Annotated in this window: 21 protein-coding genes, 1 tRNA gene and 2 pseudogenes; 12 read left to right on the top strand and 12 right to left on the bottom strand. The window is 64.8% G+C overall.

Annotation, left to right across the window (positions count from 1 at the left end; genetic code table 11):
* The first annotated feature begins 40 nt into the window (after positions 1 to 40).
* A complete protein-coding gene (locus AC6RUA_RS01755; protein ID WP_499814240.1) occupies positions 41 to 706 on the top strand; it encodes a helix-turn-helix domain-containing protein in 666 nt (221 codons plus the stop codon).
* A 188-nt stretch (positions 707 to 894) separates the two neighbouring features.
* Positions 895 to 1,467, top strand: coding sequence for a DoxX family membrane protein (locus tag AC6RUA_RS01750; protein WP_499814239.1), 573 nt, complete (start codon positions 895 to 897; stop codon positions 1,465 to 1,467).
* 1 nt (position 1,468) lies between these two features.
* Here AC6RUA_RS01750 and AC6RUA_RS01745 read toward each other — a convergent pair whose 3' ends face one another.
* From AC6RUA_RS01745 to AC6RUA_RS01725, 5 genes are all read right to left on the bottom strand, one after another.
* Complete coding sequence (locus tag AC6RUA_RS01745) at positions 1,469 to 2,257, bottom strand: N-acyl homoserine lactonase family protein (RefSeq protein ID WP_499814238.1); 789 nt, start codon at positions 2,255 to 2,257, stop codon at positions 1,469 to 1,471.
* Between the two features lie 86 nt (positions 2,258 to 2,343).
* The gene (locus tag AC6RUA_RS01740; RefSeq protein WP_499814237.1) at positions 2,344 to 2,790 is read right to left on the bottom strand and encodes a luciferase domain-containing protein; all 447 of its coding nucleotides are present in this window, start codon (positions 2,788 to 2,790) and stop codon (positions 2,344 to 2,346) included.
* Positions 2,791 to 2,879: 89 nt separating this feature from the next.
* Positions 2,880 to 3,329: a pyridoxamine 5'-phosphate oxidase family protein gene (locus tag AC6RUA_RS01735; RefSeq protein ID WP_499814236.1), complete on the bottom strand. Its 450-nt coding sequence runs from the start codon at positions 3,327 to 3,329 to the stop codon at positions 2,880 to 2,882.
* Between the two features lie 215 nt (positions 3,330 to 3,544).
* Positions 3,545 to 3,697, bottom strand: coding sequence for a hypothetical protein (locus tag AC6RUA_RS01730; RefSeq protein ID WP_499814235.1), 153 nt, complete (start codon positions 3,695 to 3,697; stop codon positions 3,545 to 3,547).
* A 60-nt stretch (positions 3,698 to 3,757) separates the two neighbouring features.
* A complete protein-coding gene (locus tag AC6RUA_RS01725; protein ID WP_499814234.1) occupies positions 3,758 to 5,851 on the bottom strand; it encodes a copper-translocating P-type ATPase in 2,094 nt (697 codons plus the stop codon).
* Positions 5,852 to 6,146: 295 nt separating this feature from the next.
* Between AC6RUA_RS01725 and AC6RUA_RS01720 the strand changes: the two genes are divergently transcribed.
* Positions 6,147 to 6,497 carry a four-helix bundle copper-binding protein gene (locus AC6RUA_RS01720; protein ID WP_499814233.1) on the top strand — a complete coding sequence of 117 codons (351 nt, stop codon included), beginning with the start codon at positions 6,147 to 6,149 and terminating at the stop codon, positions 6,495 to 6,497.
* A 231-nt stretch (positions 6,498 to 6,728) separates the two neighbouring features.
* A complete protein-coding gene (locus AC6RUA_RS01715; protein ID WP_499814232.1) occupies positions 6,729 to 7,502 on the top strand; it encodes a DUF4396 domain-containing protein in 774 nt (257 codons plus the stop codon).
* A 200-nt stretch (positions 7,503 to 7,702) separates the two neighbouring features.
* Here the strand turns inward: AC6RUA_RS01715 and AC6RUA_RS01710 are convergent, their stop codons facing one another.
* Positions 7,703 to 8,218 (bottom strand): SRPBCC family protein, encoded by a 516-nt coding sequence (locus tag AC6RUA_RS01710; RefSeq protein ID WP_499814231.1) that lies wholly within the window; start codon positions 8,216 to 8,218, stop codon positions 7,703 to 7,705.
* 162 nt (positions 8,219 to 8,380) lie between these two features.
* On the opposite strand from AC6RUA_RS01710, the pseudogene AC6RUA_RS01705 reads away from it, so the two are divergent.
* The 5 genes and pseudogenes from AC6RUA_RS01705 to AC6RUA_RS01685 all read left to right on the top strand — a co-directional run bounded on the left by AC6RUA_RS01705 (position 8,381) and on the right by AC6RUA_RS01685 (position 11,995).
* A pseudogene (locus AC6RUA_RS01705) lies at positions 8,381 to 9,783 on the top strand (permease).
* Positions 9,784 to 9,914: 131 nt separating this feature from the next.
* Positions 9,915 to 10,508: a helix-turn-helix transcriptional regulator gene (locus AC6RUA_RS01700; protein WP_499814230.1), complete on the top strand. Its 594-nt coding sequence runs from the start codon at positions 9,915 to 9,917 to the stop codon at positions 10,506 to 10,508.
* A 250-nt stretch (positions 10,509 to 10,758) separates the two neighbouring features.
* Positions 10,759 to 11,079 carry a hypothetical protein gene (locus AC6RUA_RS01695; protein WP_499814229.1) on the top strand — a complete coding sequence of 107 codons (321 nt, stop codon included), beginning with the start codon at positions 10,759 to 10,761 and terminating at the stop codon, positions 11,077 to 11,079.
* 138 nt (positions 11,080 to 11,217) lie between these two features.
* A complete protein-coding gene (locus AC6RUA_RS01690) occupies positions 11,218 to 11,634 on the top strand; it encodes a DUF302 domain-containing protein (RefSeq protein WP_499814228.1) in 417 nt (138 codons plus the stop codon).
* A gap of 7 nt (positions 11,635 to 11,641) precedes the next feature.
* Complete coding sequence (locus AC6RUA_RS01685; RefSeq protein WP_499814227.1) at positions 11,642 to 11,995, top strand: SHOCT domain-containing protein; 354 nt, start codon at positions 11,642 to 11,644, stop codon at positions 11,993 to 11,995.
* Positions 11,996 to 12,575: 580 nt separating this feature from the next.
* On the opposite strand, the gene AC6RUA_RS01680 is transcribed toward AC6RUA_RS01685, so the two are convergent.
* Both AC6RUA_RS01680 and AC6RUA_RS01675 read right to left on the bottom strand, forming a co-directional pair.
* Positions 12,576 to 12,938 carry a hypothetical protein gene (locus AC6RUA_RS01680; RefSeq protein WP_499814226.1) on the bottom strand — a complete coding sequence of 121 codons (363 nt, stop codon included), beginning with the start codon at positions 12,936 to 12,938 and terminating at the stop codon, positions 12,576 to 12,578.
* 184 nt (positions 12,939 to 13,122) lie between these two features.
* Positions 13,123 to 13,197: transfer RNA gene (locus AC6RUA_RS01675), tRNA-Glu, on the bottom strand.
* Between the two features lie 150 nt (positions 13,198 to 13,347).
* On the opposite strand from AC6RUA_RS01675, the pseudogene AC6RUA_RS01670 reads away from it, so the two are divergent.
* Positions 13,348 to 14,591: pseudogene (locus AC6RUA_RS01670) on the top strand (CaiB/BaiF CoA transferase family protein).
* 3 nt (positions 14,592 to 14,594) lie between these two features.
* Here AC6RUA_RS01670 and AC6RUA_RS01665 read toward each other — a convergent pair.
* Positions 14,595 to 15,071, bottom strand: a complete 477-nt coding sequence (locus AC6RUA_RS01665; protein ID WP_499814225.1) for a cupin domain-containing protein — start codon at positions 15,069 to 15,071, stop codon at positions 14,595 to 14,597.
* Between the two features lie 135 nt (positions 15,072 to 15,206).
* Between AC6RUA_RS01665 and AC6RUA_RS01660 the strand changes: the two genes are divergently transcribed.
* Both AC6RUA_RS01660 and AC6RUA_RS01655 read left to right on the top strand, forming a co-directional pair.
* Positions 15,207 to 15,539 carry a CHY zinc finger protein gene (locus AC6RUA_RS01660; RefSeq protein WP_499815471.1) on the top strand — a complete coding sequence of 111 codons (333 nt, stop codon included), beginning with the start codon at positions 15,207 to 15,209 and terminating at the stop codon, positions 15,537 to 15,539.
* A 101-nt stretch (positions 15,540 to 15,640) separates the two neighbouring features.
* Positions 15,641 to 16,384, top strand: a complete 744-nt coding sequence (locus AC6RUA_RS01655) for a ThuA domain-containing protein (protein ID WP_499814224.1) — start codon at positions 15,641 to 15,643, stop codon at positions 16,382 to 16,384.
* A gap of 85 nt (positions 16,385 to 16,469) precedes the next feature.
* On the opposite strand, the gene AC6RUA_RS01650 is transcribed toward AC6RUA_RS01655, so the two are convergent.
* The 3 genes from AC6RUA_RS01650 to AC6RUA_RS01640 form a co-directional block, all read right to left on the bottom strand.
* On the bottom strand, positions 16,470 to 17,027 hold the full coding sequence (locus AC6RUA_RS01650; protein WP_499814223.1) for a metal-dependent hydrolase: 558 nt from the start codon (positions 17,025 to 17,027) through the stop codon (positions 16,470 to 16,472).
* A gap of 72 nt (positions 17,028 to 17,099) precedes the next feature.
* Positions 17,100 to 18,254 carry a metal-dependent hydrolase family protein gene (locus tag AC6RUA_RS01645; protein ID WP_499814222.1) on the bottom strand — a complete coding sequence of 385 codons (1,155 nt, stop codon included), beginning with the start codon at positions 18,252 to 18,254 and terminating at the stop codon, positions 17,100 to 17,102.
* Between the two features lie 109 nt (positions 18,255 to 18,363).
* Positions 18,364 to 19,743, bottom strand: coding sequence for an ABC transporter substrate-binding protein (locus AC6RUA_RS01640; RefSeq protein WP_499814221.1), 1,380 nt, complete (start codon positions 19,741 to 19,743; stop codon positions 18,364 to 18,366).
* Positions 19,744 to 19,755 lie beyond the last annotated feature (12 nt).

The following is a 19,755-nucleotide window of genomic DNA, read 5'->3' as shown; positions in this document are numbered from 1 at the left end:
GTCCTTTATGTGAGACGGCGCGTCACCACCCGAGCGAACGATGAAGTACGTCCGTCTGACCCTGCGGTTCTCCGGGGCGGCGCTCCACCCGATGCACGAACTCATCGACCGGAGCGACGCGGTCGAGCGCGACCTGCTGTTACACGGGAACACCGCGTCCGAGGGGTGGGACACGCTCCTGTTCTACGTCGACGGCGAGCGGGCGCCGTACGAGGCGGCGCTGGAGCGGACCGACCGCGTCGTCGAGTACGAACTCACGGACCTCGGCGACGGCTCCTTCTACGCCTACCTGAAACAGGAGGGGGACGCGCTCGACGCCGACCTGTTCGGCCGGTTCTCCCGGACCGGCGTCATCCTCGTCCCGCCGGTCGAGTTCGTCGAGGGCGGACGTGCGAACCTGACGGTCCTCGGCGACCCCGACGCGCTCCAGGCGGCGCTCGACGACCTCCCGGACGGCGTCGACGCCTCGGTCGACCGCATCGGCGAGTACGACGACAGACAGGCCGTCTTCGACCCGGGTCTCACCGCCCGCCAGCGCGAGGCGGTCGCCGCCGCCGTCGAACGGGGGTACTACGCGGTCCCGCGCGCGTGCACCGTCGAGGCGGTGGCCGCCGACCTCGACTGCTCGGCCGGGACGGCCGCCGAACACCTCCGGAAGGCCGAGCGCAACGTGATGCGGACGCTGGTCGACCTGCGGTCGTTCTGAGCGCGCGACTGTCCGAACCCGCGCGAGTCACGTCACGGTGGATTCGGAGCGGAGACGCGACCGGCCGGGTTCCGTCGGCATCGGTGTGGTGACAATTAACACTTGGATGCGGGCTGGACGGTAACCAGCACAGTCGACGCGTCGAACCCGTCGTCAATTCATAGCACAATCCGATATCCATTCGAAACATGTCGTCTGAAACGACTCTCCGAGCGGAACTGTTCGGGCGCGACGTTCGGTTCGACTACTCCGAGACGTGGGTCGGGTACTCGCTCGTGCTGTTGCGCGTGCTGATGGGGTGGACGCTGTTCCAGGGCGGCGTGACCAAGCTGGTGACGTACCTCGACGGCGACCCGGCGAACAACTGGACGGCGGCGGGGTTCCTCAGCGGAGCGGTCCCGCCGGGGAACCCGTTCGGGGGGGTCTGGGGTGCCATGGCGGGGAGTCCACTCATCGACCTGTTGAACATGTGGGGACTGACGCTCACCGGGCTCGGGCTCATCCTCGGCGCGCTCGTCCGGTTCAACGCCTTCTGGGGGGCGGTGATGATGCTGTTCTACTGGGCGGCGTCGCTCACGGGGGGGCTGCTCCAGGGGCTCCCCGTCGCGCACGGCTGGGTCGTCGACGACCACCTGGTGTACGCCGTCCTGCTGTTCGGACTCGGTGCGTTCGGCGCCGGCCGAATCCTGGGGGTGGACGAGTACCTCGAGGACACCGGACTGGTACGGAACAACCCCCAGTTGCGGTACGTGCTGGGGTGAGTCAGTACGTCGACGCGAGGTCCTCGAACCGCTCCAGGTCGTGACCGTACAGGACGTCCGCGTCGTGGACGCGTTCGAGTTCCCGCACGGTCTCGAGGCTCTCGCGCCACGCCCGCTCGCTCCACAGTAGTCCCGGTCCGAGCGGAACGCCGTCGGTGTAGTTGGCGTCGACGTAACACTCGTCGCCGGCGACCAGCAGCGTCCCCTCGGGCGTCTCGATTCGCGCGCCGAGCACTCCCGGCGTGTGCCCCGGCAGGTGGAGGAGTTCGAACCCGTCGGCGAGCGTGTGTCGGTCGCGGTGGACGAGTTCCCAGTTCAGGTCCCGGTCGAAGTCCGCGGCGAGGTACGCGATGGACCCCTCGGTCGTCTTCGCCGAGTAGTAGGCGAACTTGAGTTCCTCCGCGTGGACGTACACCGGCACGTCGGTCCCCTCGAACGCTGTCAGACCGCCGGCGTGGTCGAGGTGGAGGTGGCTCATCACGACGGCGTCGATGTCGGACATCTCGTAGCCGGCGTCCGCCAGGTCCTCGTCGAGTGAGTGGTCCTCGGCGTCGTACGCCTCGAACGCGCCGTAGAGCGGGTCGGGCCAGTACTCCGCGGCGTTCTGTGGACAGCCGGTGTCCCACAGGTACGTCGCGTCGTCCGTCTCGACGACCGCGTTCCAGACGACGAAGTCGATGCGTTCGTGTTCCGGGTCGGGCGTCTCGGCGGAGGCCATCGAGTAGCCGTCGACGACGTACCCGACGTCGGCGCGGACGCGCCCGCGGTCGAGGAGGGTGACCTGTGGCATCGACCGGTGTAGGGGCGGTGGGGTGAAATAACGGACGGACCGGGCGCGGCCCGGGCCGTTCGACTGCCGCGCGCCCGGCGGCGCGGTCAGGTCCGGCGGCGTTCGAACGCCGCGCGGACGGATTCGTCGAGACCCATGGCGCCCACCTCGGCGTCGGCGTCCACGTCGGCGAACTCCTCGGCTCCCGCGGGCGTCCGCTTCAGGACGTTCACGTGGTAGAGGTACGACAGTCTGAGGAGCCACCGGGCGTGGTCGAAGTCGTCGGCCGACTCGACGTAGTACGTCGTCCAGCCGGAGTCGGTCAGCAGGTGGTGGACGCCGGTGTGCCCCCCGTCGACGAGGGCGTCGCGGAGTTTGCGGAGAAAGGCGATGTCGAGCATCCCCCACGCGTGGACGTGACCGATCTCGCGCGGGCCGACCCGGAACTCGGTTCCGCCGAACCGGTGTTCCCCGACCGTGACGTGAGGCCACTCGCCGGCCTCGGTGACGAGTCGGTCGACGGTGTCTGCTACCTCTTCGCGCCGGGATACCATGCGGAAGATACGCCGGTCGACGGCATAACGCCGCCGGAGCCCCCTGCTGCGCGCCGGTGCGTCGGGTCGCGGTCGCGTCGGCGGGTGGGTTACTGACCGGCGTCTACCTCTCTGCGCCCCGTGAGCGTCTCGGGGACGAGGCGGAAGTGGCGGAACGGTATCTCCTCCGGGGGGCGGTCGAACACGTCGACCTCGGGGATGTTGACCGCCCACATCCCCTGGACGGCGGTGGAGTCGTACGGCATGTCGGACACCTCCTTGAGGCGACCGGCCGCGACGACGCTCCGCCACCCGGCGTCCGTCTGCCGGTGGGTGACGAACGTGGCGGGGTTGTCGGTCACCTCCGACTTTCCGCTCCCGTCGGGGAACGCGAGCCGGAAGTACAGCGCTCGCGTCTCCGCGTCGTACCCGTACGACACCGGCAGGGAGAACGGGGGGTCCTCGAGTTCGGTCGAGAACGACAGTGTTCCCGTCCCGCCCGTTCCGAGGAACTCGTTCACTTCGTCTTCGCTCAGTTGTACCCAACGGAGGCCCGCCATAGTCGGCCATAGGGAACGAGCGACGAAAAGATTCGGGAGTCCACTAGAGACAGCCACGGCCGACACGGGCCGTCTCGGGACCGAGTGTTCGTCGCCCCGACGTCCGCCGGCACGACGGACCCCGCCCGATATCGGGCCGGTGCCCACGACGGGTCGAGTTCCGACCCTGCGACGGTTGCTGTTCTGTTGACGGTCCCTCCTGAACCGGGTGCTGGTCACGACGGTGCTCGGAACGACTCGCGCCAGTCGAGCGCGGCGACGTCGAGTAGGCTCGCGAAGTAGCCGATCCACGCCGTCCCGCTGAGCCAGAACGTCCAGTTCCGGTCGCCGTGGGGCCAGAACCGGTGGCTCGAACTACGAATACTCACTGCGAGCCCCATTCCGAACACCTTCTGCGTCGAAGAGCGTGTTGTTGGTGTCACGAGTACTCACCCCTGTATCGACAGGTCGACGTTCCCGAGTCGACGGGCGTTGATGGCGACGATGATCGTCGACAGCGACATGAACACGGCACCGATCGCCGGCGAGAGGAGGATGCCGATCGGTGCGAGAATCCCGGCGGCCAGTGGGAGTGCGAACACGTTGTAACCCGTCGCCCAGACGAGGTTCTCCTGCATCTTCCGGTAGCTCGCCTTCGAGAGCTTGACGAGTCTCGCGATGTCCAGCGGGTTGTTCTCGACGAGGATGATGTCGCCCGACTCGATGGCGACGTCCGTCCCGGACCCGATGGCGATGCCGATGTCAGCGCGGGTGAGCGCGGGGGCGTCGTTCACACCGTCACCGACCATAGCGACCATCTTTCCCTGTTCCTGGAGTTCTGCGATCTTCTTGTCCTTGTCTTCGGGCAGAACCTCGGCGAAGTAGACGTCGATGCCGAGTTCCTCGGCGACGGACCGGGCGACGTCTTCGGAGTCACCCGTGAGCATGGCCACTTCGAGATTCATCTCGTGCAGCGCGTCGACGACGCGGTAGCTCTCCTCGCGGACGACGTCCGCCAGCGCGAACGCGCCGACGATGTCTCCCTCCACAACGACGTAAATGACCGACTGTCCGCGGGAACCTGCGTCGGCGGCGAAGTCGGCGAACGCTTTCGGCGCGTCGAGTTCGAGCGACCGGAGCAGGTTCGGACCGCCGACGTAGACCTCTCGTCCGTCCACGTCGGCACGGACGCCGCGACCCTTGAGTGCCTCGAAGTTCGAGGCAGCAGGGACGTTGACGCCGGCCTCCTCTGCTCGCTGCCGAACGGCACGAGCGACGAAGTGTTCGGAGTCTCCTTCGACGGCTGCGGCGAGTTCGAGGACCTGTTCGTCGCTCCAGTCACCGGCAGTTACCGACTCTACGACGCCGTGTTCGCCTTTGGTGAGGGTGCCCGTTTTGTCGAATACGATCGTGTCGAGATTGCGTGCCTCCTCCATGGCGATGCGGTCGCGGATGAGCATCCCGTTCTTCGCTGCGGTCGAGGTGTTGATGGCGACGACGAGCGGAACGGCGAGTCCGAGTGCGTGTGGGCAGGCGATGACGAGGACCGTCACCACGCGTTCGACGACTTCTAGGTTCAGACCGACCGCGATACCCCACGCGATGGCGGTGATTGCAGCGACCGCCAGTGCGACGTAGAACAGCCAGCCTGCCGCGCGATCGGCGAGCAACTGCGTCCGGGACTTGCTCCGTTGTGCCTCAGCGACGAGACGCATGATACCCGCGAGAGCCGTCTCGTCGCCGATCGCGGTAACCCGGACTCGGAGACTGCCGTCACCGCTATTGACTGTCCCACCGATGACGTCGTCGCCGGGTGCCTTGTCCACGGGTCGGGACTCCCCCGTTACCATCGACTCGTCGGTGGAGGAGTCACCCTCGACGACCTCACCGTCGGCGGGCACGCTCGCGCCTGGACGAACGAGTACGACATCGTCCTCTTGAAGCTCACTTACTGGAACCTCCTCGGTCCCACCGCCCTCGGTGAGACGCTCGGCGGTATCGGGCATCAGCTTCGCGAGTTCGTCGAGCGCGCCGGATGCCTGCCGAACGCTCCTCATCTCCATCCAGTGGCCCAGCAACATCACGTCGATCAGCGTGACGAGTTCCCAGAAGAAACTCGACGTCTCGGGGATGAACAGCGACGCGAGGCTGTAGACGAACGCGACGGTGATCGCCAGCGAGATGAGCATCATCATCCCCGGTTCGCGGTTGGCGAGTTCGGTCCGCGCCATGCGGAGGAACGGCGTCCCGCCGTAGGCGAAGACGACGACGGCTAGTACGGGCGTGACGTACGTACTTCCCGGGAATTGGAATGCGGCGTAGCCGAAGACGTCCTGGATGAATGGGCTGAAGTAGAGGACCGGGACCGAGAGGACGAGCGACACCCAGAAGCGGCGGCGGAACATCGCTTCGTGGCCGGTGTGGTCGACGTGCTTGTTGTGGTCGGTTCCGTCGACCGCCGGTTCCTCGTGGACGTGTGCCATCGGAACCGTCTGCTCGCCGTGCTCGTGCTCCTCGTGGTGGTCGTGAGACTGCTTGCTCATACTCGGGGATACGGTAGCCGTCCCTTTGCCGATTTGTGTTTATTATTGGAGGTTTCCTGAGTCGAATACCTTCGAATATAAAGCTACGTTCTGTCCGTACTCATTAGGTACGGCGGCGTTCTCGTTTCGCCGTTACGACGGAGAAGAGCACAACGCGGTTGAGAGGCCAATTAGAACTCTCGATTAGAGATATGTCTTGGTGGTCGTGCTAAGTACGAGGCATGCTCACCGTTCGATCTGACTTGCCTTGGCAGGCCCAACCCTGAACATTCGTTCGGACGTGGATTACGACGCAATGTCACTTGCCGAGACGGTATCCAATATCGACCACCTGAGCGACGAGGAACAGGAATGCATCGAGATTTGCAACGAGGCCGCGCAGGTCTGCGAGTGGTGTGCCGACGAGTGTCTCGGTGACGAGGAAATGGAGCAGTGTGCCCGGCTCTGTCGGGACGTCGCCGACGTCGCCTCGCTCCACGCCCGGTTCATGGCCCGTGACTCGAACTACAGCCCCCAACTGGCCGAAGCCTGTGCCGGCGCTTGCGAGGAGTGCGCCGAAGAGTGCTCGCGCCACGACGCCGAGCACTGCCAGACCTGCGCCGAGGTCCTCGAAGAGTGCGCCGAGCACTGCCGCGACATGATCTGATTCGGTCGGGGGATATCGACCACTGCTGACAAGCGTTCCCGTATCTGACCACGATTTCCTTTCTCGAAACCTCTTTCTTGACGAACGTTACGCATCGCAGACAGAGTCATTATCGAGTGACCAGAAGCGGGTTTTACAAATAAGGTATGCCCCGGGTTCGTCCTTGGTCTCCAAGCCAGAACGAAAAAATGGAGCCACCGCTAATAGCGGGATATGCCTGAACCAGCACTGATGGTACTGGCAAGTTCACCGGTCCCCGAGTGGGCAATCCAGTGGGCACATCAAATCGAACAGGTGCTCGCTCCCGCTCGTTCGGTGGTTAAACCAATCCTATCGAGCTGGTGGACGCTTGGGATATGGCTATCGCTCAACCTCGTCTCTCTGGGCGTGCTCTGGTACGATATGTTGGAGAACAACGAGAACATCCCATCGCTGATGAAGTTCGTCTGGTCGCTAGTCATCGCGTACTCGGGGCCGTTCGGACTGACTGTCTACTGGCTCACCGGTCGCACGCAACTCGATAGTGATTCACTGTGGAAGAAGGGATTCCGCTCGACGTCTCACTGTTACTCCGGGTGTGGCGTGGGTGAAGTCATCGGCATCACCGCCGCGACCATCATCCTGAGCGTCTCAACGCTGTGGCTAGTCGCGCTAACGTTCACTCTGGCGTTCATCGGGGGGTTCGCCCTCACCGTCGGTCCGCTGATGCAGGAGGGTGTCGGGTTCAGGGAGGCGACGTGGGATGCCATCTGGAGCGAGACACCGAGCATCACCATAATGGAGATCGTCGCTATCGGTACCGACCTCCTGCTCGCGGGTGACGCGGGGTGGACGACACCACTGTTCTGGACGGCGCTGCTGTTCTCGCTCACCGTCGGGTTCTTCGCTGCTTACCCGGTGAACATCGCGCTCATCGCTGCCGGGGTCAAGGAGGGGATGGGCAACCCCGCTGAGATGGATGGCGGCTCCGGTGGTGGATCGAGTAGTGCTTCGAGCGCCGGTTGAATATCGGATAGTCTCTGCGATCTCGTAGTCACGGAGCGATATCGGAAATAGCACCAGACTCTACCTCGTCCGGTTGCTGACTGTAACTTCTCTAGCCAGTAGACGATTCGATAAGTTATGAAGTTTCAACAGAGTCGGTTAAGATACTACGAGTAGTTGATTTGTACCTCCTGCTTACGTAGGCGCTGTTCGACGGGTGTTCACGACGTCGGCGAGGATGCTTCTGACTCCAGCCGTTCTTTGAAGAACACCAGTTCCTTGTTAGTGTGGTCGTAGAGCTTTGCGGGACCGCCGAGGACGTTCGTGAACACCCATTTCAGGAGACGCCCTCGCCGCGAGTTCGGGAAATCCATCCACACGGCGTGCGACATCCGCGTCCCCCCATCAGTCTTCTCGAGACGAATCGTCCCACCCTCAGGAATTCGCACCGTAACGAGGCCACGGAGGAGCGGGTAATACGCCGTCCCCGCCCAGACCGCAACTGACGGGTAATCGGTGTACTGGAACCGACCGTGCAGGTCGGCGTACATCCCGGCAACCTCCTCGCGCTGGTGGAAAGTAGCACCCTCACGTGGACGGTTGTCGGGGGTATCGTACTCGAGTCCGTAGTGTTCCTCGGGGTTCGACGCGGTCCAGTGGACCGGATCGGTCACGTACTCCCAGATCTCTTCGGGAGGTGCGTCGATGACGATTTCGGCTTCGTCGGTGACGTACATGAGCCTACACCCGTGGTTGTCGTATCGGACTGAGCAATTGAATAGTCTCCCAATATAATTCTGACATATAGGGGAGGTTACCTTCGAACCGTTGCTGACGGGGCGATGAGGTCTCATTTTTAAAGGGGAATTGACAGAACACACGGCTACGAGAGTCTAGACATGCAAACCACCCTCGTTAATGGAGTCCTCGAGTCGTTACGGATCGGGATCGGGTTCCTCTGGACTGCGGCGTGGGCGATCATCATGGGTTTGGTGATCACGAGCCTCGTCCAGGTGTACGTCTCGAAGAAGCGGATGGCTCGCGTCCTCGGCGACGACGACGTCGGGGCACTCACCAAAGCGACGCTGTTCGGCGCTGCGAGCAGTGGGTGTAGCTTCGGCGCCGTCGTCATCGGAAAGGGATTGTTCAAGAAGGGCGCGCACGCGGTGAACGTCCTCGCGTTCATGTTCGCCTCGACGAACCTCATCGTCGAACTCGGGCTGATGATCCTGATTCTACTTGGCTGGGAGTTCCTCGTCGCAGAGCTCCTCGGTGGCCTCGTCCTCATCGCCGTGATGGCCCTCATCGTTCACCTGACGCTCCCCGAGAACCTGTTCGATCAGGTCCGAGAGGAGTTGAATCGGCACGACCAGGGCGAAGGAATCACGGAGGACCCGACGTGTGGGATGGAGGGGAAAGACAAGTACTCGCTCGTGACAGACGGAGGCGAGACGCTGAAATTCTGTCCAGCGGGCTGTATGGAGACCTAGCAGCAGGAGGCGGCGAGTAGCGGTGGATGGCGCGACGAACTGCTGTCGTGGGGTGCTGGTACAAAGTCGGGAACCAGTACCGCAAGGAGTGGTCGATGATCTGGAAGGACGTAATCGCGGGCTTCCTGATCTCAGGGTTCGTCATCGTGTTCGTGCCACAGTGGGTGTGGAACGCCCTGTTCCTTCGTGGAGACGGCCTGCTCGTGAGCGCAGAAAACGCGATCATGGGCGTGACCATCGCCGTCCTCAGCTTTGTCGGAAGCATGGGCAACGTCCCCTTCGCCGTGGCATTGTGGGGTGGGGGAATCAGCTTTGCAGGCGTCATCGCGTTCGTCTACGCCGATCTCATTACGATTCCCGTGTTGAACGTCTACCGGAAGTACTACGGCTGGACAGTGATGGCGTACATCCTCGGCGTCTTCTTCGTGACGATGGCGTTCACCGGCTTCCTCATGGAGGAGCTGTTCGACGTCTTTGGTATCGTTCCAAACCTCGCCGGCGGACAGACTGCGAGCGAACAGACGTACTTCGAACTCAATTACACGTTCTACCTCAACCTGATCGCGTTCGCTCTCTCCGGGTTTCTCCTCTACGTCTACCGACGCGGACTCGGCGCGCCCGGCCAGTACCACGACCCCGTCTGCGGGATGCGAACCGACGACAGCGGTCCGAGCGTCACACACGACGGAGAGACGCTCTACTTCTGTTCGAAGCAGTGCAAGCGGTCGTTCGAAAAACACCCGTCCGAGTTCTCCCAGCGACATCTTCAGGTTTCGGGAGCGGGAGGTTCCCAGAGCCATGAACGACATTGAACGCCGTATCTCAGAACTTCGCCCTGGAGACAACCACCGCGAGTATTGTGTCGGAGAATCAAAACTGGTACAGCGACGGCACGGCAATCATCGCGTATGAACGAGTATCACGTCAAACCGTGGTTGGAAGAATGAATCGGCGACGCGTCGACACAGTGGTTGGTTTCCTCGTCGCTGCCGTCCTCGTTATTGGCGGTGCACTCAGCTGGCAGGCGTACCAGCGACAGCAGGCCTTCGAGCAAATGGGCTCGGTGATGGGTATGTCGATGGGGTCAGTTCACGGAACGAACCCACTCTGGTACGTCATCGGGACCCTCTTCGTCTCGGCCTTCATCGGGGGCGGATATCTCATACTCCGTGACGAACTCACCAACACCGACGCTATCGACTACTCACGGAACAAGACAGAGAGTCCGAGCGAGCGAGAGAACAATGAGTCACCAGAGCTCTCCGTCGAATCGACTGGAGCAATCCACCCGGAAACCCAGCCACAAGCTCGCGTGTTAGACCTCTTGCCGGACGACGAACGCCGCATCCTCGAACCCGTACTCTCTTCGCCCGGTATCACGCAGATCGAATTGCGTGACCGCTCGGATTTCTCGAAGAGTAAGGTGAGCCAGACGGTCAGTGCCCTCGAGAAGCGTGGTCTGCTGTATCGCGAACGCCAAGGGCGGACGTTTCGTATCTATCCAAGCGAGGACCTGCGTCAAAATCAAGAACGCTAACCCGGGTTACAGCAGTTCCTGAACGTTTGAACTCACCATCGACGGGCATCTCGATTGTTGGAACGACTACTGCTGCCGGGTCGTCTACGTAATCGAGGACCGATTCCGGCGAATTCGACGTTGATGAACGATTCCATTCGATAGAAACGTTTAGAACGCCCTATATACGTTCTCGAACGTTCTCCTGTGTGGATTCACATCCGCGGTGATAACTCCTGAGCCATCCTACGAGTAACCGAGGAGAACGACAATGACCACTTTCAAATTCGGACGCTGGCTGCTCGTGGTGTTCGCGATCGTCGGACTCGCCTTCGCAACGCCGCTTGTGAGCGCCCACGCAAATGAAACCGCTGCTGAGGACGCGCCCCCGTATGACGGCGACGCCGACGACTGGGCGGCCTGGATGGAGGCGCACATGACCGACCACATTGGTCCGGGTGCCGTCGAGTGGATGGAATCGCACATGGGTGTGACCGTCGATGAGATGGCCCGGGGCATGGCCGACGGGCGTTCCGACAACCACGGGATGTACGGCAATGGCGGGATGTACGGTCAGGGACGCGGGTGCTAAGCCTCGTCCTTGACAATTTTTCTCGATTACTACTCTGGGTGCTAGCTCTCAAAAACACGCTCAATCTGCGATTACTCTTCGTAAGGTGTCCCCGCCACGGACCACACCGTTAAGTCGGAGCGGAGAGTAGTGTGTTATATGTCCTATACAGCACAACATACGGTGTCGGGGGGCTTCGACGAAGTCGTCGACACGACGATCGCTGCGCTCGAAGATGAGGGATTCGGCGTTCTCTGTGATATCGATGTGCAGGCGACACTCGAGAGGAAGCTCGGCGAAGAATTCCGTCAGTATCGAATTCTCGGTGCGTGTAATCCGGCACTCGCACACGAGGGGCTGACAGAGGAGATCGAACTCGGTGCGCTTCTGCCGTGTAACGTCATCGTCTACGAAACGGATGGCAGAGATATCGTCGTAAGTGCAATCGATCCGCGACGACTCGTCGGAATCGCGGACAACGCCGCGCTCGATTCTATCGCTACTGAGGTCCACGATCGGTTCGAGAGAGTCCTCGAAGCAGTCTCACAGGAATTCGAATCTACTTCGGGGGTCTGATTCACCGATGTCCTCGCCGAACCAACTCGACACCACGACTATCGTCCTCCTAATCTTGGGGGCGATTGTCGTCCTCCCGTTACTCACGATGGGGATGGGTTTCGGCGGGATGATGGGATACGGTGGGATGATGGGTGGGTACGGACAAACCAGCGGGTGGTGGACGCTCGTTGGAATGTTCGTTCCACTCGTGTTCCTCCTGGTACTCCTCGGTGGTGGCTACCTCGTCGTCCGACGTGTCGCTGGAAACCAGGCACCCCACGATCCAGCGATGGAAGAACTCCGTACGGCCTACGCCCGAGGGGAACTCTCAGACCAGGAATACGAGGAACGCCGTGAACGCCTTCAAAGGGGCGAGTAGTAACGTCCAAACACTGTGCTTCGGGCTGTCCGGCTGGAGTTGCCCCTGGGAGACGACGATAGCTCGGCACGATTACTTTGAAAGCCGATGCCGTAGACTGTTCTCAAGGTAGGACAGCTATCTCTTGACAACGAATGATGAAACAGTACCGACTGACCAGACACCACCGTCTGATGTGCGAGCTCAACAGATGGGATACATGATACGATGAGGAAGAAAACAGTGACACGGACCGTTCTTCGCTTCGCAATCGTCATCGCGGTCGCAACGATGCTCACTTCGGGTATGGTCGGAACCGTAGCAGGCGCAGAGCATCAAAGCGAGGATACAGAGAACATCGAGGTTTGTCACGTTCCCGCGGGGAACCCCAGCAATGCGCAGTTGATTACGGTTTCCGAGCAGGGATGGAAGAATGGCCACTCGAAACACGCGAACGACATCCGCATGGACGAGCACTCCCCGCACCACCCCGACCACCAGCACAGCACGGAAACGATGTGTGAGCACCACGGCGCTCACATGACAAGTAATCAACTACAATCGACACGCACGTGACGTCTGTTTACTAACTTACTCGTCTTCACCGCGCTCGTGATGGCGCCACTTGAACAACATCTGGAGCGCCCTCTGGTGGTTCGATGGTCGACGTTCGACGGTCCTCGTAGGCGAGTCGTTTCAGAAAGGCGTCAGCGTGGTCGTGGGTCGGATCGGCGACGTACCGAGCTTCCTCCTCCCACACCCACCGATAGAAGTAGTCCATCCGAGCACCGCGTGCCTCGACTGTCGACTTCGCGTAGCCCTCAACCTTCTCTGGGTCTTTCCCGAACCTCAGGAGCCACTGGAGGCAGTCTTCTCGGTGCGAGCGATGGTCGACCCGTTGGCGCTCGTTGAGGTAGTTCCGGCTCGGTTCAGTGATGACTCGGATATCGTCAAGGTCTGCCATTGCGGGTCCCCCCGTAGAGCAGAGTGTTTCGACTTGCCGACTCAGTGAATCCCCACTTCGAGGCAATCGCTGAAACCGCACGACTGCGGTCGGGTGGGGTGGTTCGCGTAGTGTGTCTGCCCTCAGGTGGCATAGTGATCTGGGTTCTGCCACGGGCGAAATCGCGAGAAGGCGTCGGGGAGAGTGCTCCGACAGGGATTCGAACCCTGGTCATTGCCGTGAGAGGGCAATATGATTGGCCGGACTACACTATCGGAGCGCACCGCACCGCGCTGTGCAGTCGTCGATTGTGGCGAGGTGATTAAAACGGTGTCGTTTCTCGGCGGCCGTGCGGGTGGTTCACGGGAGTCCCGGCTAGCGATTCGCGGCCGAGCGCCACCGCTTTGCCCCGGGGGGGAGAGGTGAAGACATGGTCGGAGAGGCGGAGCACCCGGCGGGTGAGTCGGGGCCGCTCGACGGCATCACGGTTCTGGACGCCTCGCGCGTGCTCGTGGGACCGTTCTGCACGATGCAGTTGGGCGACCTGGGCGCGGAGGTACTGAAGGTCGAGCGCCGGGGACGGGCGACCAGACGCGCGGGTGGCACCCGCCGCGGTACGGCGACGCCGAGGAGTCGGCCTACTACATGAGCGTGAACCGGAACCGTCGCTCGCTCACTCTCGCGCTCGACACGCCGGAGGGCCGCGAGACGTTCCGCGAACTCGCGCGCGAGGCGGACGTGCTCGTGGAGAACTTCCGCGTCGGCCGGATGGAGGAGTGGGGGCTCGGGTACGCCGACCTCCGCGAGGCGAACCCGGGGCTCGTCTACTGCGCGCTCTCGGGGTACGGCGAGTGGGGACCGGACAGGGACCGCCCGGCGTACGACATCGTCATGCAGGCGGAGGGGGGGTTCATGTCCATCACCGGCGTCGACGGCGGCCCGCCCGTCCGCATCGGCGTCGCCCTCGCGGACGTCGGCGCCGGGATGTACGCCGCGCAGGCGGTGCTCGCGGCGCTGTTCGAACGCGAGCGGGGCGACGGGACCGGGCAGAAAGTCGACGTGAGCCTGCTCGACGGGCAGGCTGCGTGGACGAGCTACATGGCGACGAACTACTTCGCCACCGGCGACCCGCCGGTCCGGATGGGGAGCAAACACCCGACCATCGCGCCGTACCAGGCGTTCGAGACGGCCGACGGCTACGTCGTCGTCGCCGTCGCGAGCGAGGCCATCTGGGAACGGTTCTGTCGGGCGCTCGACCGACCGGACCTCTACGCGGACGAGCGGTTCGCGACGAACAGCGACCGGGTGACGAACCGCGAGGCGCTCGACGGCCTGCTCGACGCGCTGTTCGCCGAGCGACCGACGGACGAGTGGCTCGACCTGTTCGACGACCACGACGTGCCTGCCAGCCGCGTCAACGACATGGCAGACGTGTTCTCGCACCCGCAGGTGCTCGCGCGCGGGATGCGCGCGAGCGTCGACCACCCCACTGCGGGCGAGGTGACGTTTCCCGGGTGCCCGATGCACTTCTCGCGGACGCCCGCCGCGGTCCGGCGGTACCCCCCGCGGCTCGGCGAGCACACCGACGAGGTGCTCCGCGAGCACGGGTACGACGCGGCGGAGGTCGACGCGCTGTACGAGGCCGGCGCGCTCGGCGAGCGGTTCGAGGGGTGACCCCTACCCCTGCGTGGTTCCGCACGCGGTGCAGGTGAGGCGGAACTGTCCGTCGACCATCGCCACGTCCTGTGTCGTCTCGCGCTCGCACTCGGGGCAGTACGCTCGCGACTTGAGGTCGTCCCAGTCGTGGCTCGCGCCGGGTGCGCCGATGGCCCACCCGACCACGCGCTCCTCGCTCTCGTTCGTCCCCGTCTGGAACTGGCCGGGCGGGAAGCGGACGAGTTCGCCCGCGTCGACCGGGACCGCTTCCCGCTCGACACCCACCTCGAACGTGGCGGTTCCGGACTCCACGTAGAACACCTCCTCTTGGTCGTCGTGAGCGTGCAGGCCGCCGGAGAACGACTCTCCGGGTTCGAGTTCGAAGTAGTTCATGGCGAACGCGGTCGTTCCGAGTTCGCGCGAGACCGGTTTTCGGACGCTGTGGACGTTCAGCGGGTTCCGCTCGTTCGCCACGTCGCGGACGGCGACTTTCTGCATACGGACGCGTCGGCCGACCGCGTGAAAGGTGTCTCGACGGAGGCGCTCCGCTCGCTGTCACCGGTCGCACTCCGCTTTCGACCGCGCGTGGTCGAACCGCTTTTTCCGTCGTGGCGACTCCTCCCACGTGTGCCCATCCGTCGCGTTCACGGGGTCGAGGTCCGCGGGGTCGGCGTCGGGCCGGAGACGCGGTGCGCCCACTACGCCGGACAGCGGGACGTCGTCGCGCTACGGTTCGGATGCTGCGAGCGCTACTACCCCTGCTTCGCGTGTCACGAGGCGGTCGCGGACCACCCGGCCGCACCGTGGCCGCGGGCGCGGTTCGACGACCCGGCGGTCCTCTGTGGCGTCTGCGGCGCGGCGCTGACCGCGAACGAGTACCTCGACTGCGACTTCGCCTGTCCGGCGTGCGACGCCGCGTTCAACCCGGGCTGTGCGGCCCACCACGACCGCTACTTCGAGGCGTGAGGACGGCCTCAACGGGACCGGCCGCGGGTCGGTGCGACCGGTAGACGAGGCGGACGCCGGGATGCGGGCGTTTTTACCGCGCGGCGTCGAACCCGCCGCTCATGACGACAGTCACAGTCTGGAACGAGTACCGACACGAGCAGGAACACGACGCGGTCGCGGACATCTACCCCGACGGTATCCACGGCGTCATCGCGGACGCGCTCTCGGACGCCGGCTTCGAGACGCGGACGGCGACGCTCGACGAACCCGAGCACGGCCTCACCGAGGAGGTACTCGCGGACACGGACGTGCTGACGTGGTGGGGCCACGCCGCGCACGACGAGGTGACCGACGAGGTGGTCGACCGGGTCCAGGAGCGCGTCATCGACGGGATGGGGCTCGTCGTCCTCCACTCGGCGCACATGTCCAAGCCGTTCCGCCGGCTCATGGGGACGAGCGGGACGCTGCGGTGGCGCGAGGCGGCCGAGAAGGAGCGCCTCTGGACCATCGAGCCGAGCCACCCCATCGCCGAGGGGGTCGGCGACTACTTCGAACTGCCCGAGGCCGAGATGTACGGCGAGCGGTTCGACATCCCCCGACCGGACGAACTCGTCTTCAACTCGTGGTTCGAGGGCGGGGAGGTGTTCCGGTCGGGCTGCTGCTGGACGCGCGGGAACGGCCGCGTCTTCTACTTCCGGCCGGGTCACGAGACGTACCCCGTCTACCACGACGAGACGGTCCAGCGCGTGCTCGCCAACGCCTGCGAGTGGGCCGACGACGCGGTCGACACGTCGCCGTCTGCGCTGAACAACGCCGACCCGCTCGAGGACATCGACACCGACGACGACCGGACCGTCCACTGACGGCGGGCGACCGACGCCGACCGACCCACCTCCTTCCGTTCGACCACCGGATTCGGTTCTTCCCCGTCGACTCGTTCGTCGCCCGTCAGCGCTCGGTGAGCGTCTCGGCGACGTCGTCGGCCAACGACAGGGTGAGGTCGAGGCCCGGCCGGCCGTCGCGGTTCCAGACGACGAGTCCGACGACGGTCACGACCGCCCCGACGGCGACGGTGGGCGTGAGCGTGAGCGAGCGGAAGAACTCGACGAAGCTCATCCCGTGCTCCGGTTCGACGGGAGAGAACGGCCACGCGAGGAACGTGAGTTCGTCGAACTCCCCCCGCAGGACCAGTTCCCACGAGTCGCCGACGAGGTGCGAGCCGACGCCGACGGCGAACGCGGCGACGAGGTCGCGCCGTGACGGGGGAGCGACCACCCACGACAGCGCGAGCAGCGGGACGAGCACGGGGAGCGCGTGCGCGACCGACCGCCCCGACGGCACGACGGCGAGCGTCCACGCGCCCGGCTTGTCGACGAGGTCCGGGAACTGCGTTCCGACCCCGAGCGCGAGCGTCGCACCGCCCGTCGGACGGCGGTCGAGAGCGTCGAGTCGGAGGAGGACGCGATACAGGAGATAGCCGAGACCGGCGTGACCCCACGGGAGCATTGCCGTACGTGGTGCGCCGGTGGTGATATGGGTGTCGTCCCGAGACGATTCGCCGAGCCGGCGACCGCGCGGTCAGACGACCCGGTCGCCGCCCGCGAAGACGGCCGACGGGTCGCACCACGCGCTCGCGTCGGCCGTCGGGTCGGCGTCGAGCACGACCAGGTCCGCGCGGTACTCCTCGGCGACGAGGCCCACGTCGTCGAGTCCGCACAGCGCCGCCCCGTTCACCGTCGCCGCCTCCAGCGCCTCCGCCGGCGTCAGCCCGCCCTCGACCATCCGCTCCATCTCCTCGGGGACGTCCCGAAAGTGGTTGAACGGCGTCCCGGCGTCGGTGCCCATCGCGACCGTGACGCCTTCGGCGGCCGCGTGCTCGAACGACGAGTCGAACGCCGCCGTGGCGTCGCGCGCCTTCTCGACGGCCGACCGCGGGATGCCCACCTCCGGGTCGGCGTTCTCGACGATGTTCGCCAGCGCGCTCGCGGTCGGCACCCAGTAGGTCCCCTCGGCGGCCATCGCGCTCGCCGCCTCGCGGTCGATGAACGTACCGTGTTCGATGCTCGTGATGCCCGCGTCCACCGCGTTCAGGATGCCTTCCTTCCCGTGGGCGTGCGCGGCAGTCGGGACGCCCTTCGAGCGCGCGGTGTCGACGAGCGCCGCCAGTTCCTCGTAGGTGAGTTCGGGCGCGCCCGTCACCGCGCCCTCGGTCAACACGCCGCCGGTCGCCATGCACTTCACGACGTCCGCGCCGCGTTTCAACTGCTCGCGGGCGGCCTTGCGCACCTCGTCGGGACCGTCGGCCTCCCGACCGAACCAGTGGCCGTGACCGCCGGTCATCACGACGTTCTCGCCCGCCGCGAGCACGCGCGGGCCGACCAGCGTCCCCGCCTCGACGGCCCGACCGGCGTCGATGGCGAGCGACCCCGGCGCGCCGAGGTCGCGCACCGTCGTGACGCCGGCTTCGACGGCCGCCCGGAGGTTCGCCGCGGCCGTGTACGCGCGGTCGTGCGCGCTGTCGGCCATCGCGCTCGCGACGTCGGGACGGCCGTCCATCATCAGGTGGACGTGGCTGTCGACGAGTCCCGGCGCGACGAACGACCCCGCCACGTCCGTCTCCGTGTCGCCGCGACCGACGTCGCCCACGGCGACGACCGTTCCGCCCTCGATGGCGACGTCCGCCTCGCGCGCTCCCTCGGCGTCGACGACCGTCCCGTTCCGCAGTACGTGCATGTGACGTGGGTTCGCACCGCGGGCGGTAAAACCGACGGGTACGGCCGGCGCTCACGCCGCAGCAGCAATCGAGGTGTGGTCGAGGACGCCTCCCGGTCGGGCCGGTCGACTACGCCTCGAAGTCGATGGTGCTGATGGTCTCGATGTTGCCCTCGACGTCGGTGTTGTACCGGAAGTACCCGTAGGTGACTGCCGTCATGTCGCCGTTCTCGTCGAAGTTGACGTTCGAGGACGCCCCCGAGTAGTACACCGACTCGCCCTCGGCGGCCAGCCGGACGCCCTCCGCGAGGTTCTCGGGGGTGACTTCGGTGCCGTCGTTCGGGTTCGCGACCGTCTGCATCTCCTCTTTGATGAGGTTGCCGTCGTTCTCGCCGGCGACGACGTTCGCGAGGATGAGCACCGCCGTCGCGTCGTACGCCTGCGCGTTGAACACGCCGGGCGCGCGGCCGTACTCCTCCTGGTACTGCTGGGTGAACGCCTCCGTCCCGGGGCCCTGCGCGAGCGGCGCGGTGCCGTAGACGTTCGACATGTCGCTACCCACCTCGTCGGGGAGCGTGGACGAACGCAGGCCGTCGGTGACCATGACGTCCGTGTCGGTGCTGTACTCCGCGTAGTAGTCGCGGAATATCTGGATGCCCGAGGACGGGAACCCGATGACGACGAGCAGCTCCGGGTCGCCGTTCATCACGGTGGAGAGTTCGGAGGTGTAGCTGGACTTCTCGGGTTCGAACGCGACTTCCTGCTGGACCGTCCCGCCCTGACTCTCCGTGAACGAACCGACGAACGAGTCGTTGAGCGCCTGGCCGTAGTCGTCGTTGAGGTACATCACCGCCGCGGTTGAGTCGTCGAGCTGTTCGCTCGCGACCTGCGCCATGACCTGCCCCTGGAGCGCGTCCGACGGAGCCGTCCGGAACACCAGCCCGTTGTCCTCGAGTCCGGTGATGGCCGGCGACGTCGCAGACGGCGAGCAGCCGACGATGCCGTTCGGGATGAACGTCTGCTGGTACACCTGCAGGCTCACCGACGAGGCCGCCGGGCCGGTCACCATCGGATAGCCCGCGTTCGCGAGCGCGTTCGCGGCGGTCACGCCCGCCTGCGCGTCCGTCTGGGTGTCCTCGGCCTGCTGGTCGAACGAGACCGGCAGGTCGCCCGCGGCGTCCAGCACCTTCACCGGGAGCGTCGCGCCGTCGCGGATGGGGGCGCCGAGCGAGCCGAGGTCGCCCGTGATGGGCATCAACACCCCGTGCCTGACGGTCCGCATCGACCCCGAGCCGCCGTCTTCGGTTTCGGTCTCCGTCTCCTCACCGGTCTCCGTCTCTTCGCCCCCGCTCGCGGTCGTCTCCACGCCGCCGGCGGTGGTCTCCTCCGGTTCCGCCGTCGTCGCCGCGCCGTCGCCGCCGCCGTTCTGCGTGATGCAGCCCGCGACCCCGAGCAGGCCGGCCCCGCCGACGCCCTTCAGGACGTCTCGTCGGTCGATATCACGTGTCATACACGACTGGTT

The organism is Halorarum sp. SLYT50 (assembly GCF_059821265.1).
This window is presented reverse-complemented; position numbering and strand designations above follow the sequence as displayed.

Coding starts and splice junctions, on each gene's coding strand:
- AC6RUA_RS01755 (WP_499814240.1), top strand. CDS start 41: ATGAAGTACGTCCGTCTGACCCTGCGGTTCTCCGGGGCGGCGCTCCAC.
- AC6RUA_RS01750 (WP_499814239.1), top strand. CDS start 895: ATGTCGTCTGAAACGACTCTCCGAGCGGAACTGTTCGGGCGCGACGTT.
- AC6RUA_RS01745 (WP_499814238.1), bottom strand. CDS start 2,257: ATGCCACAGGTCACCCTCCTCGACCGCGGGCGCGTCCGCGCCGACGTC.
- AC6RUA_RS01740 (WP_499814237.1), bottom strand. CDS start 2,790: ATGGTATCCCGGCGCGAAGAGGTAGCAGACACCGTCGACCGACTCGTC.
- AC6RUA_RS01735 (WP_499814236.1), bottom strand. CDS start 3,329: ATGGCGGGCCTCCGTTGGGTACAACTGAGCGAAGACGAAGTGAACGAG.
- AC6RUA_RS01725 (WP_499814234.1), bottom strand. CDS start 5,851: ATGAGCAAGCAGTCTCACGACCACCACGAGGAGCACGAGCACGGCGAG.
- AC6RUA_RS01720 (WP_499814233.1), top strand. CDS start 6,147: ATGTCACTTGCCGAGACGGTATCCAATATCGACCACCTGAGCGACGAG.
- AC6RUA_RS01715 (WP_499814232.1), top strand. CDS start 6,729: ATGGTACTGGCAAGTTCACCGGTCCCCGAGTGGGCAATCCAGTGGGCA.
- AC6RUA_RS01710 (WP_499814231.1), bottom strand. CDS start 8,218: ATGTACGTCACCGACGAAGCCGAAATCGTCATCGACGCACCTCCCGAA.
- AC6RUA_RS01700 (WP_499814230.1), top strand. CDS start 9,915: ATGAATCGGCGACGCGTCGACACAGTGGTTGGTTTCCTCGTCGCTGCC.
- AC6RUA_RS01695 (WP_499814229.1), top strand. CDS start 10,759: ATGACCACTTTCAAATTCGGACGCTGGCTGCTCGTGGTGTTCGCGATC.
- AC6RUA_RS01690 (WP_499814228.1), top strand. CDS start 11,218: ATGTCCTATACAGCACAACATACGGTGTCGGGGGGCTTCGACGAAGTC.
- AC6RUA_RS01685 (WP_499814227.1), top strand. CDS start 11,642: ATGTCCTCGCCGAACCAACTCGACACCACGACTATCGTCCTCCTAATC.
- AC6RUA_RS01680 (WP_499814226.1), bottom strand. CDS start 12,938: ATGGCAGACCTTGACGATATCCGAGTCATCACTGAACCGAGCCGGAAC.
- AC6RUA_RS01665 (WP_499814225.1), bottom strand. CDS start 15,071: ATGCAGAAAGTCGCCGTCCGCGACGTGGCGAACGAGCGGAACCCGCTG.
- AC6RUA_RS01655 (WP_499814224.1), top strand. CDS start 15,641: ATGACGACAGTCACAGTCTGGAACGAGTACCGACACGAGCAGGAACAC.
- AC6RUA_RS01650 (WP_499814223.1), bottom strand. CDS start 17,027: ATGCTCCCGTGGGGTCACGCCGGTCTCGGCTATCTCCTGTATCGCGTC.
- AC6RUA_RS01645 (WP_499814222.1), bottom strand. CDS start 18,254: ATGCACGTACTGCGGAACGGGACGGTCGTCGACGCCGAGGGAGCGCGC.
- AC6RUA_RS01640 (WP_499814221.1), bottom strand. CDS start 19,743: ATGACACGTGATATCGACCGACGAGACGTCCTGAAGGGCGTCGGCGGG.